The following is a 13,499-nucleotide window of genomic DNA, read 5'->3' as shown; positions in this document are numbered from 1 at the left end:
GCGCTTAAGGAAATTATTATGACTAAATCAATGTACAGGGCATTCCTGCTCCTGTTATGTACGTTGCCCATGGCTGCCAGGGCTCAGTTTCTCATGGACATGATTGATACCACCAAAGATGCCGGCAAAGGCATGTTGGGTATTTACAAAAAGTTCGATCACCTCCGCTTCTCCGGTTACATCCAGCCTCAGTTTCAGATTGCTGAAAGTAAAGGGATTAAAACCTTCGAAGGTCCCGATTTTGGTACCAATGTTAATAACCGGTTTACCTTACGCCGCAGCCGTGTACGTATTGATTATGTTCATTTTGGCAAAGAAACCAAACCCGGTGTGCAAATCGTTTTCCAGTTCGATGTAAATGAACGTGGCTTTACCATACGGGATGTGTGGGGCCGCATATTCGAAAACAAATACCAGTCCTTTGCTTTCACCACAGGTATGTTTGCCCGCCCGTTCGGGTACGAAGTAAACCTGAGCAGCAGCGATCGTGAAACACCTGAGCGTGGACGCATGAGCCAGACCTTAATGAAAAGCGAGCGTGATCTTGGTGCCATGGTCACCTTTGAGCAACGGAAAAAAGATGCGAAGCTCCGCTACCTGAAAATGGATCTGGGTTTATTCAATGGCCAGGGTATTAATGCCACCGGCGAATTTGATAACAGCAAGGACCTGATAGCACGTTTGGCATTAAAGCCTTATCCCTTGGGTAAAAAAATGATCCTCTCGGGCGGTATATCCCTGTTGCATGGCGGACTTTTGCAAAACACCAAATACAAATACAACGTTGTAAATACCGGCGGCATTGAAAAAATGCAGGTCGATTCGTCGCTCACCAACATCGGGGCCGTTTCTCCCCGCCGCTATTATGGTGCCGATGTACAGCTGAAATTTAAAAACAGGAAAGGCTTTACTGAGCTGCGGGGCGAATACATCCAGGGTACACAAACCGGTTCGGCCAACAGCTCCGAAACTCCTGCAGCGCTGGTTACCGGTACGGATGGGTTTCATGTACGTAAGTTCAACGGTGCCTATATTTATTTTCTGCAGCATCTCTTCAGCGATAAGCACCAGTTGCTGCTCAAGTACGATTGGTACGATCCGAATACAGATGTAAAGGGTAAACAAATTGGTGCGGCAGGGGCCAACCTTTCGGCAGCAAATATTAAATACAACACCTTGGGTGTAGGCTATGCCAACTATATTACCGAAAATGTAAAGTTGATCTTATATTATGCATTTGTAAAGAATGAGACTACAGCTATCAACGGGTATACCGGCGATTTGAAAGACAATGTACTTACTTGTAGACTGCAGTTCCGGTTTTAAATAAAACAAGCTTACGCATATCGAAAGGCGTTCTGCATAACTCATGCAGAACGCCTTTTTGTTAGGGTTGTTAATATTGGCTTAACATGCAGGTAATAGTTCCTTAACATGGGCTTTACGTTGGCATAACATAGCAGGAGTTCTTTTGCAGCATCAAATAGATACTATGCAAAGGAATTTTAAAGGATTACTGCTTACCCTTTTTACACTTGTACTTGTTGCCTTTTCGGCAACCGCTCAAACCTCAAGGTTAAATGGCCGTGTGCTCAACCAGAAAAACGAACCTGTAGCAGGAGCTTCAATTACAGTTAATGAAATAAGCAAATCAATTGCTGCAGATATTGAAGGCCGCTTTTCAGTAAATCTCGAACAGGGAAAAAAATATACACTTACTGTAACTGCTGTTGGTTACCAAACCAAAATGGTTGACGAAGTAGAAGTAAAGAATAATATTGAAGAGAACGTAATTACCATTTTGCTTACTGTTGCAGCGAAAGAAGGTACAGAAATCGTTATCCGCAGTACAGCCCGTAAAGAAAACACATCAGGTTTATTAAGTTTTCAGCGCAACAATACTTCTTTATCAAGTGGTCTTTCTGCCGATTTCATCCGCCGTACGCCCGATAAAAACACCGGTGAAGTATTAAAGCGTGTAAGCGGTGCCTCTATCCAGGATAATAAGTTTGTAATTGTTCGTGGTTTAAGCGATCGTTACAACCAGGCACTCATCAATGGTGCACAGCTGCCTTCTTCTGAACCTGATAAGAAAGCTTTTTCATTCGATGTAATTCCTTCGCAGCTCATCGATAACATCATCATCAACAAAACAGCAACACCCGATTTAACAGGTGAGTTTGCAGGTGGTTTGGTGCAGATCCAGACAAAAGATGTTCCTACAAAAGATATTCTTTCAATAGGTATTAACCTGGGTTACAACACACAGTCTACCTTCAAAGATTTTGTAACCAACCAACGTGAAACAAGCGATTGGTTTGGCTTTGATAATGGCAGAAGAAATTTACCCGAAGGTTTTCTTTCACGCAACCAATATGCAAAGCTCGGCGATGATGCAAAAGCTGAGCAATCAAAACTTTTCCGTTCGGATGTATTTAACGAACGTAAAATAACAGCAGCACCTATACAAAGCTATAATCTTACCTACGGTAAAGGATACAAATTCAGCAACGGTAATTCGTTTGGATTTATTACCGGGCTTACCTACCGTAACGCACAGAACATTTACGATGTAAACAGAAACATCAACGACTTTGTTGGTACTGTTGAACGCAGCTTTACAGATCACCAGAACCGTTTTTCAACAAGTGTAGGTGCTGTTGCCAACGTAGCATTTACAAGCCGCAAACTGAAAGTAGCTTTCAAAAATCTTTACAACCAGTTGTACGATGATAATTACTATGTAAGAAGCGGTAAGAACCTGCTGGATGGTCAGGATATCAACTTCCGCAGCAGCTATCTCAATCAGCGTTCATTGCTTTCTTCGCAGCTGGAGGCAGAACAGCAATTATCTAAATCAGGAATTAAGCTGAAGTTAAATGGTAACTTCTCTTACAATATAAAAGCACAACCCGACCTGCGTACCGTTTCTTACCTGCGCAGCACAGGAACAAACAATCCGTTTTCATTGGTTACAGACGAAACAGGTCGTTTCTTCAGCAACCTGAAAGATTTTTCTTACGGCGGTGGTGGTACTTTAACTGTGCCATTTACCCTGGCCGACGAAAAGCAAACCTTTAAAGCAGGTGGTGGTACACTCATCCGCATCCGTGATTTCCAGTCGAGAAATTTCCGTTACCGTTTAGATGATAATACCAACAGCAGCTTGCTTACGCTTCCCTTTAACGAAGTGTTTAAGCAACAGTACATTGGTAACGGACAGTTTGTGTATGCTGATGAAACACAAAACGAAGACAAATATTTTGGTGTAAGCATTATCAACAATGGCTATGCGATGTTCGATAATAAGTTCTCCGATAAAATTCGTTTGGTGTGGGGAGCACGTGTTGAAAATTTCCAGCAGTTTTTAACCACAGTCCGTTCCGATTTAAAGCGTGTTATTGTAAACACCAGCAAATGGGATATCCTTCCTTCACTTAACGTAAGCTACAGCTTAAAAGATAAACAGCAGATACGCTTGGCTGGTTACCGTACCGTAGCCCGTCCGGAGTTCCGTGAAATTGCTCCGTTCTCTTTCTACGATTACGAACAGAACTATGCAGTGAGTGGCGATACTACTTTACGCAGAAGCAATATCTGGAATGCAGATCTGCGTTACGAATGGTATCCAAAAGCAAGCGAAGGTGTTTCGGTTGCAGTTTTCTATAAACACTTTGCTGATCCTATTGAGTTGAGAGCGTTGGCAGCAGGTAGCGTACGTCGTTACCAATTCCAGAATGCAGGTGAAGCAAAGACTTATGGTTTTGAAGTGGAAGTGCGGAAGGGTTTAGGTTTTATTGCACCGAAGCTTGATGTGCTCAACATCTTTACCAATGTAACCGTACTTTCTTCTGCAGTACAGTTATCGGGTGTAGGTGCTAATGGCCAGGCACAATCATTCAATCGTCCGTTGCAGGGACAATCGCCTTACCTCGTAAATGTTGGTTTGCAGTTTAACGATAAGAAAGGAAAAGTAAACGCTTCGTTACTCTATAACAGAATCGGCCAACGTCTTGCATTGGCGGGTGGTAAAGACCAGTTGATCTATGACATTTACGAACGCCCGAGAGATTTGGTTGACTTCCAGATTTCAACCAAAGTATTAAAGAACAAAGGCGAGTTGCGTTTGGCAGTATCCGACATCTTCAACCAGCCTTTCTTTTTCTACGAGAACATCGATGCTAAAAATAAGTTTACCCGTGGTACTGATCGCTTATGGAACAGCTACACACCGGGTACAACATTTACAATTGGCTTTACATACGATTTGACGAAGTAAAACTAAAAGTTCACAAAGAAACATAACATGAAATGCCCACAAATAATGCCCGCAAACAGTGTTGATTGACAGGCATACGATGTGGCAATAAAAAAAGCCGCCAAGCGGCGAACGAAAAAAATAAACACATGAAAAAGTTATTAGTTGCAGCAATTACAGCCTTAACATTTACGGCGTGTATCAAGGTTAACTTCAATGAAACTGTTGGTGGTACCGGTGGTTCCGATACAACAGTAGTACCTTCTACATTAACCGGCCGTATCGATCGCAATCTTTCTTTACCAAAGGGCAGATATAAATTATCAGGGTTTGTATATGTTGGTAAAGGTGCAACACTCGAAATTGCAGCTGGTTCAGTTATACTTGCAGATGCATCCGTAAAATCTGCATTGATTATTGAACAAGGTGGTAAAATTGTTGCAGATGGTAAGGCAGACGCACCGATTGTTTTTACAAGTGATAAAGCTGCAGGTCAGCGTCGTGAATTTGATTGGGGTGGTATTTCAATTTGCGGATATGCGCCTACTAACCGTCCGTTAACACCCGCTCCTATTACCGAAGGTGGTAGTAACCGTCCTTATGGTGGTACCGATGCAGGCGATAACAGTGGTATTCTCCGTTATGTGCGTATTGAGTTTGCCGGTATTACTGCAGAGAATAACAGTGAGTTAAACGGTCTTACATTATATGGTGTTGGTGCAGGTACAATTATTGAAAACGTACAAACATCATATTGTGGTGATGATGGCTTTGAATTTTTTGGTGGTACCGTAAACTGTAAGAACCTGATTTCTTTTGCAAGTGGTGATGATGATTTTGATTTCGACTTTGGTTATAATGGCCAGATTCAGTATGCTGTTTCATTGCGTGATAAATATTCTGATGATGATGATGCCAACCAGATCGAATGCGATAACGATGCATCAGGTACAACTGCTACTCCGATAACACGTCCAATCCTCAGCAACTTTACACTCATAGGACCATACGATACAACAGGAACTGCTAACAATGGCTCACGTCACCGTTATGGTAACAGATGGCGTCGTTCTGCACGTTTCGAATTCCGTAACTCGATCATCCTTGGTTCAAAAGGAAATGCCATTGTACTTGAAAGCGATAATACCATCAATGACTACAAGAATGGTACAAGCATCTTCAGAAACAATCTTGTATTCTCTTACAATGCTTTTCCTGTAGGCGCACCTGCAATTGCGTTTACAACCAATAACCAAACATTGCTTACAAATGCTGATTTTCAAACAGCAGCATTGGGTCAGGGTAATACCTTGCTTGCAGACAGAAATGCAGCACAGTTAACAGATCCGTTTAACTTAAATGCGCCTAACTTCTTGCCAAAAGTTGGTTCTCCTGCTTTAACCGGTGCAAACTTCAGTGGTATGAGTGCATACTTTAATACTGCAGGAACATTTGTTGGCGCATTTGGTGCAACCAACTGGGCACAAGGCTGGGCAAGCTTTACACCGCAAACAAATATTTACTAAATAAATTTTCCCAATAGGGTAAACGAAGGATTTCCTTAAGCAAGTATCCTCTATTCAGCCTCCTGTTCTCAGGAGGCTTTTTGTTTTAAGCATTGCTTGCTGCATGCTGATCGCTACCCGCAAAGCAACTGCATATAAAGGTTTGCTGTATTGGCGGGCAGCTTACAGCTTGCTTTCGAAATAACAATTCCAACACATCTGCATAATCATTTGGTAAAACACAACGTACAAATTTGCAGCAGCAATCAAGTGGCAATCAAGGGTTCATTTTTCTCATGACTTGACTGGGAACTACACCGCTCCGATTCTTCAGAGCGGTCTTTTTATTTCTGTGAAAGGGAGTTTATTCATCTTCATCGGTACGGCGACCTTCCAATGTAAAGCCGAATGTACTGCCCACATCAAGACGGCTGCGTACATGCATGGTTTGGCCATGTGCTTCGATAATATGTTTGCAGATAGAAAGACCTAAACCACTGCCGCCTTCTTTACGACTGCGGGCCATATCGGTACGGTAGAAGCGTTCAAAAATACGGGTGAGATGTTCTTCGGCAATACCATAGCCATCATCACTGATTTCTGCAAGCACCAGGTTGCCGTGTGTTTTATATACACTGAAAACTATACTGCCGTTTTGTTTGCCGTACTTAATGGCATTACTCACCAGGTTAATCAGCACCATGCGTATCTTTTCTTTATCGGCATAAACTGTAATCGGCAGTTCGCTGTTCTTTTTAATGGAGCATTTAATGTTTTTCTCTGCCGCTTTCAGTAAAAGGCTTTCGTACACATCCTGTACCAGTTCCTGTATAACAAAATTTTGTTTGTACAATTGCTGCTGTCCGCTTTCGAGTTTCGAAATTTCATCCAGATCATCAACAAGGTTTACTAAACGATCGATGTTACGGGAAGTATTGAGTAAAAATTTTTTGGCAACGTCTTCTTTGTGCATGGCACCACTGAGCAATGTATCAATATAACCCTGCACTGCAAAAATGGGTGTCTTCAATTCATGGCTCAGGTTTTGCAGAAACTCTTTGCGGTATTGCTCGTTTTGTTTCAGTACTTCAATTTCTTCCCGTTTTTGTTCGGCCCATGCTTCTACTTCGGCACTCACCTCCTGCAAACTTTTTTCGGGTAACAGCGATTTGTTGTAAAACTCCTCCCGTTTGGTAGCCTTGGTTTGCGAAATGAATTTGTAAATGAGTTTAATGTGGCGATAAATAAACCGCTCGGTAAAATAACGGATCAGCAGGTAACTGATGATGAACAGCACTGCAAAGCTCAGCAGGGCAATCCACCAGCTGCGGATGAAAAAATAATTGGCCAGGCCTACCAGTAATGAAATGGTAAAGGCTGTAAAAGCAGAAAGCTGAACAGGAGTAAGCTGTCGGGAATTGATCATGTTATTTGTGCTTGTTGCGGCACAAACAAATGTACATTACTTAAGTTGTGCCAAGTTCAAATTTATAACCCACACCTTTAACAGTGGTAATACAATCGATGTTGAGTTTCTGGCGGATTTTGCGGATGTGTACATCAATGGTACGGTCGCCCACAATTACATCGGCACCCCACACCTGGTTTAAAATTTCGTGGCGCAGAAACACACGGCCCGGCTTCGAGGCCAATAAGGCCAACAGCTCAAATTCTTTTTTGGCAAGAATAATGTCCTGTCCGTGATACTTCACCAAAAACTGTTCTTTATCAATCTGCAGATCGCCAATCTTGATAATGGAATCATCGCTGCGGAAACTGCGGCGCAATAATGCATTTACACGGCTGATGAGCACCTTGGGGCTGATGGGTTTGCTTACATAATCATCTGCACCCATTTCGAAACCTTTCAGGTGACTGGCTTCATCGTTTAATGCAGTAAGTATGATGATGAGTGTATTGGCGAAATCGGGCTGCGAACGTAAGATCTGGCAAACTTCCATGCCCGTTTTACGGGGCATCATTACATCCAGAATAATTAAATCGGGTTGTTGTTGCTTGGCTAAATGAAGTGCTTCATCGCCATCTTTTGCCTTGATAACAGTAAAACCTTCTACGGTAAGGTTATACTCCAGTATTTCAAGAATATCCGGTTCGTCGTCGGCAATGAGAATTTTTTTTCCTTTGGGCTCCATGACTGTGCTGCAAATTTAGAAGGCTCCATCCATGCATCAGCTAAGGTAATATTATATAATTGTTAACGAGTTTTATGTGATTATTCGCACAAATCTCCGTCTTGGCATAAACTGTGCTTGAATAGGTTTAAGATTTTGAGGTTAATTTTGCATACAATGAGAAAATACGCCCTTTTAATTCTGTTTCAGATTTACGGTACGGTTGTGCTGATGGCACAGACCCAAAACCGTATTACGTTCGATACTTCGAAGGTGGAGATTCCGATGAGCCGTGTGATATGGCACGAGAATATTGACAAAGAACAAAAGCGTACCGACAAGGTAGATGGTAAGGTTGATAATTTTCTGAAGCTGACAAGCAATGAAGATCTGAACATACAAATTACCGATGTGATTTTGCGTGAAGTGGATGAAATGCAGATCCGCATTGAAAAAGGGGAGGGCGATAATAATTTCAAGATCGGTCAGCTGCGTTCGTTGCGTGAACTGTTGCAAGCAATTGCAGGTCGTGCAAAAGAAAAAGAAATTCCTCCGATGATTCCTTTGTTGTTTACGAGCTATGAAGAAGTGATGAAACGACAGGGAAGTGGTCAGTCAGTATTATCAGTGTTTGAAAAACTGCCTTACCAGGGAACAGAAATTCTTTCGGGCATTTTTACGCAATTAAAGGAAGCGCAGCAGATCAAAAACATGGCCTTTTTGAAAAAGGTACAAACCAATCCTTCAAATATTTTATCAGGCATTGCCGCATTTGCCGATCAGCCATTTGCAGATAGTTTAATTGAAGTAGCTGCTGATAAAATTCCTTTGGAAGTGTATACGTATGCGCAGGCCATTAAAACACCGGCTGCACAGGTTATCCGCCGAAATAAGAATCCAAAAGTACAAACCATTGCAAAGCTCAGCAGTATCATGAATGGCACCTTGTACCTGCCGTTCCTTGATGAGTTGCTGAATAACCAGCTTGCAATTGATGATATAAAAGCAGTGGTGGAAAATGAACTGGCGTATTACAAGCTCATTGTAAAAACACAGATCAAATATTATAATCGTATTTCACAAGGCGATACACCCGTGCTTGCACCTGTGTTGTTTCAAATGCTGGAACGTAAAGCAACCGATGTGTTTGTGAATGTGATGAACGATCTGCATGATTCACCTGATGCGGTGCGTATGCGTGTAAGTGATCCCTTAACATCGGAAGAAATTTATTACCTGCTTGTTACAACCGAAGAAGTAATTTATACGAGTACATACACAAAACTGTACGATCGTATGATGACCCGTTTCCCCGGCCGCAGAAGCGATTCGTTACTGATGTCGGTGCATTTTGATAAGTTTAAAAAGTTTATCAAAATGGCAGCGAACTATAACAGACTCGATGACTTTCTGAAGTCGATGCCCGAGATCAGAAGCAACCAACTGATGTATGCATTTGTACAGGGGTTGCAAAAAACATCATCGTTAGAAGATGCGGTGGATGTGGCCGACAGTTATGGCAGCATTACCAATGTTGATCTGCAGAATTTCTTAAAACTTCAGGTGAAAGAAAACTATGAAAAGAGTTTGCAGGTAAAAGACAGAAGGGGAGAGGTGATCTATAATATTCTGCTCACCTTGTTTAAATCGGCTGCCGATACATCCATGAACTTGTCTGCATTACTTGGCATTCCTCCTGTGTACAAAGTAGATTACAACAGCATTACCGATGATAGTGGCCGTGTTGTACAACATGTATTCTTTTATGGCGATGAGGATGGTGTAACTTCTTTCCGCAACTTCATGGGCATGTTCAATGGTAAACCCGAATGGAAAGTGGTTACCGGTAAAGAATGGGTCACCATTACATCCACCAAAGGAAAGCCTTATACAATCTATGCCAACCTGCCGCTCGATTACAAACAGGATTTAGATGCTCAGGCACAGGCACATCTGATTGAATACCTCAATAAAAACAATATCAATCCTTCGTTTGTGGTACATCGTGGACACAGCTATCACTTGAAATATACGTTGCAACAAATGCTGCCTTCATCACGCATCGTTATGTTGGGCTCTTGCGGTGGTTATCAAAACCTGGCGAAGATCCTCAACGTAAACGAAGATGCACACATCATTTCTACCAAGCAGGTGGGTAGTTATTCGGTGAACGAACCAATTCTTCGTGCACTGAATGAAGACATCCGTAACGGAAGAAACATTGAATGGATTCCGTTGTGGCAACAGATTGCCAATTCGGTTAAAAGCGATGGCCGTGCAAGTGAGCTGTTGAAAGATTATGTGCCACCGCACAAAAACCTCGGCGCTATTTTTATTAAAGCTTATCGCAAAGCAACAGGAGAGATGTAACCGGAGTCTCGTGGTTCACCCGGGAAATTCCGTTATCTTCCAGTTGCATTGAATAAGCAACAACATACTACAGCAACTTTTTCAGCTAAGCAGATTGCAACAGCAGTTTACTTAGCTGTTGTTGTTTTTTGCACCTACGCTTCCATTTTTGCCTTCCGCAAACCATTTACAGTTGCCACATTTAACGGCTTGCAGTTTTGGGGAGTCTCGTATCAAACATTGCTCATCATCAGCCAGGTAATCGGTTATATGCTCAGCAAGTTATACGGCATCCGTTTTATTTCGGAATTGCAACGGCGTGGCCGCTGGCGAACAAGTTTGTTGATGGTTGGTACTGCCTGGATAAGCCTGTTGCTGTTTGCGGTTGTACCTGCACCGTTTGGTATGTTGTGTTTTTTGCTGAATGGGTTTACACTCGGCTTTATGTGGGGCGTGGTATTTAGTTATGTTGAAGGAAGAAGAGCAACCGATTTTATTGGTGTGGTGTTGGCGGTGAGTTTCATTTTTGCGGGAGGTTTCAGCAGGAGCGTGGGTAAATGGCTGCTGCTTGATTGGAATATGAGTGAATACTGGATGCCATTTGCAACTGCAACTGTTTTTGCAATTCCATTGTTTGTGTTTTATGTACTGTTGGAAAAAGCGGCACCACCCGATGCAGACGATGAAAACGAACGCACTGTTCGCAAACCTATGAACAGCGAAGAACGACGTTTGTTTGTACAAAAATACAAATGGGGAGTTGTTGCTTTTGTAATCATCTATCTGTTGTTAACCATTATGCGAGACCTGCGTGATAATTACATGGCCAATATGTGGAACGAACTGGGCTATGCAAAAAATGCTGCTGTGTTTGCAAAAACAGAAACCATTACATCGCTTGCGGTGCTGGCATTGATCGGCACCTTAGTGTTTGTACGAAAGAATATGAAAGCCTTTCGCATTATTCATTGGTTGTTGATGCTGGGCTTTTTGCTGGCAGGAGTAGCTTCGCTGCTGTTTCATTTTAACATGCTCGATGGTGCTTTGTGGATGCAGTTTACCGGGCTTGGTTTATACATTGCTTATGTATTATTCAACAGTGTGTTTTTTGAACGCTTGCTGGCAACATTCAGCATTGCAGGTAATGTGGGCTTTTTAATTTACCTGGCCGATGCCTGGGGCTACCTCGGCAGTATTTCGGTAATGCTGTCGAAAGAGTTATTCAAACTGCAACTCAACTGGGTTTCGTTTTATTCCTTATTGGTCATTGTGTTTGCCGTTATTGGCATTGCGGCCAGTTACTTTTCTTTCAGCTATTTCACAAACAAGTACAAAGGCCGTTGAGGTCTGCCATTCATCCTTTTTAGCAGCTGTTTTTATTTTGCATTGTTTGGTACGGATTGAAACCGTTTAACTTTGCCCGTAAATTTTTTAGGGATTGGAACAGAACGCAGGGAAAAAGAAGTTATTCGATTTTAAATTGCTGGGAAGAGTTATTCGCTACGCCTCGCCTTACAGAAGCCGCTTAAACGCCTCTATTGTTTTAGCACTTGTTCTGGCTGTGATGGGTCCGGTGAGGCCATGGCTCATTAATAAAACGGTGAACGATTATATCCAGCACAACATGGCAGAGATGGTTATACGTATCACGTTGTTCCAGGTTGCGCTCATTGTTATTGAAACTGTTCTGCGTTTTTTCTTTTCGTACTATACGGCATGGCTCGGGCAAACAGTGGTGCGTGATCTGCGGGTGAACGTGTTTAAAAAGATCATCGGCCTTAACCTGCGTCAGTTCGATAAAACACCCATTGGTACACTCACAACCCGCAGCATCAACGATATTGAAACCATCAGCGATATTTTTGCAGAAGGGTTTATTCCTATCCTCGCCGACTTCCTCACCATCATTGCCGTGTTGTTCACCATGTTTTACATCAACTGGCAGTTAACATTGGTTTGTTTAATTCCTTTCCCGTTTTTAATACTGGCAACCTTTTATTTTAAAGAAAGTGTAAACAAAAGTTTTCATCGTGTGCGTAATGCCATTGCTGCATTAAATGCATTTGTGCAGGAACATATTCAGGGTATGCAGGTGGTGCAGGCCTTTGCCGTAGAACAAAAGGAGTTTAAAAAGTTTAATAAGATCAATACAGAACACCGCAACGCTAACATCAAAGCCATCTTTGCATACTCAGTATTCTTTCCTGTGGTAGAGATTATTCTTGCAGTTTCGTTGGGACTGTTGGTGTGGTTTGGCGCAAGACAGGCAGTATCGGCCGACAGTGCACAAGCGGCGAAAATGGCGGGAGAGATCATGGCGTTTATTATTCTATTGAACATGTTGTTTCGTCCGCTGCGTTTTATTGCCGATAAGTTTAACGTGCTGCAAATGGGCATGGTGGCAAGCGATCGGGTATTTAAAGTGCTGGATAATACCGATGAAATTGCGCCTTCTGCTCCCGATGCGTTTAAACCGGCTGGAGCCGTACCCGGTAAACTCAGCTTCGATAACGTTTGGTTTGCGTATAACGATGAGAACTGGGTATTGAAAGATATTTCCTTCAACGTAAACCCCGGCGAAACGGTTGCTATTGTTGGGCATACGGGCAGTGGCAAAACATCCATCATCAGTTTATTAAACAGACTTTACCATATACAGAAAGGAAGTATTCAGCTCGATGATGTTGAAATTGAAACTTACGATCTGGATGCTTTGCGGAGCAAAATTGGCGTGGTGTTGCAGGATGTGTTTTTGTTTGCCGGAACCATTACCGAAAATGTAACGCTCCGTAACGAAAACATCAGCAGAGAAAAAGTAGTGGAAGCCGCAAAGCTCATTGGTCTGCACGATTTTATTATGCGCTTGCCCGGCAATTACGATTTTAATGTAATGGAACGTGGTGCGACCATGAGCCAGGGGCAACGGCAGTTGCTCAGTTTCATCAGGGCGATCTTGTTCAATCCTTCTGTTTTGATTTTGGATGAAGCCACTTCGGCTGTAGATACCGAAACCGAACAGATGATCCAGCATGCGATTGATAAACTTATTGAAGGACGCACTTCCATTGTTATTGCCCACCGTCTTTCAACCATCCGCAAGGCCGATAAAATTATCGTACTCGATAAAGGTGAAATAAAAGAAATGGGTACGCATGAAGAGTTGTTGAAAATGGGCGGGTACTACGCCAAACTGCACGAAATGCAGTTCTCAAAAGCAATTGTATAAAATAACCGCCGGAGAACCGGCGGTTGAAC

The 13,499-nt window shown here is 42.6% G+C and carries 8 protein-coding genes; 6 read left to right on the top strand and 2 right to left on the bottom strand.

Annotation, left to right across the window (positions count from 1 at the left end; all coding sequences use genetic code 11):
* The first annotated feature begins 18 nt into the window (after positions 1–18).
* The 3 genes from IQ13_RS11400 to IQ13_RS11390 all read left to right on the top strand — a co-directional run bounded on the left by IQ13_RS11400 (position 19) and on the right by IQ13_RS11390 (position 5,784).
* The gene (locus tag IQ13_RS11400) at positions 19–1,326 is read left to right on the top strand and encodes a putative porin (protein ID WP_199758242.1); all 1,308 of its coding nucleotides are present in this window, start codon (positions 19–21) and stop codon (positions 1,324–1,326) included.
* A gap of 166 nt (positions 1,327–1,492) precedes the next feature.
* On the top strand, positions 1,493–4,279 hold the full coding sequence (locus IQ13_RS11395) for an outer membrane beta-barrel protein (protein WP_144886503.1): 2,787 nt from the start codon (positions 1,493–1,495) through the stop codon (positions 4,277–4,279).
* 128 nt (positions 4,280–4,407) lie between these two features.
* Positions 4,408–5,784, top strand: coding sequence for a beta-helix domain-containing protein (locus tag IQ13_RS11390; protein ID WP_144886502.1), 1,377 nt, complete (start codon positions 4,408–4,410; stop codon positions 5,782–5,784).
* A 343-nt stretch (positions 5,785–6,127) separates the two neighbouring features.
* On the opposite strand, the gene IQ13_RS11385 is transcribed toward IQ13_RS11390, so the two are convergent.
* Positions 6,128–7,189, bottom strand: coding sequence for a sensor histidine kinase (locus tag IQ13_RS11385; RefSeq protein ID WP_144886501.1), 1,062 nt, complete (start codon positions 7,187–7,189; stop codon positions 6,128–6,130).
* Between the two features lie 40 nt (positions 7,190–7,229).
* The gene (locus IQ13_RS11380) at positions 7,230–7,916 is read right to left on the bottom strand and encodes a response regulator (RefSeq protein WP_144886500.1); all 687 of its coding nucleotides are present in this window, start codon (positions 7,914–7,916) and stop codon (positions 7,230–7,232) included.
* Between the two features lie 156 nt (positions 7,917–8,072).
* Here IQ13_RS11380 and IQ13_RS11375 point away from each other — a divergent pair, with 156 nt between their 5' ends.
* The 3 genes from IQ13_RS11375 (at position 8,073) to IQ13_RS11365 (ending at position 13,470) form a co-directional block, all read left to right on the top strand.
* Positions 8,073–10,265: a hypothetical protein gene (locus tag IQ13_RS11375; RefSeq protein ID WP_144886499.1), complete on the top strand. Its 2,193-nt coding sequence runs from the start codon at positions 8,073–8,075 to the stop codon at positions 10,263–10,265.
* 48 nt (positions 10,266–10,313) lie between these two features.
* Positions 10,314–11,588: a DUF5690 family protein gene (locus IQ13_RS11370; protein WP_144886498.1), complete on the top strand. Its 1,275-nt coding sequence runs from the start codon at positions 10,314–10,316 to the stop codon at positions 11,586–11,588.
* A gap of 94 nt (positions 11,589–11,682) precedes the next feature.
* The gene (locus IQ13_RS11365; protein ID WP_144886497.1) at positions 11,683–13,470 is read left to right on the top strand and encodes an ABC transporter ATP-binding protein; all 1,788 of its coding nucleotides are present in this window, start codon (positions 11,683–11,685) and stop codon (positions 13,468–13,470) included.
* The last annotated feature ends 29 nt before the right edge of the window (positions 13,471–13,499 follow it).

The sequence above is a fragment of the Lacibacter cauensis genome, from assembly GCF_007830055.1.
GTDB lineage: Bacteria > Bacteroidota > Bacteroidia > Chitinophagales > Chitinophagaceae > Lacibacter > Lacibacter cauensis.
This window is presented reverse-complemented; position numbering and strand designations above follow the sequence as displayed.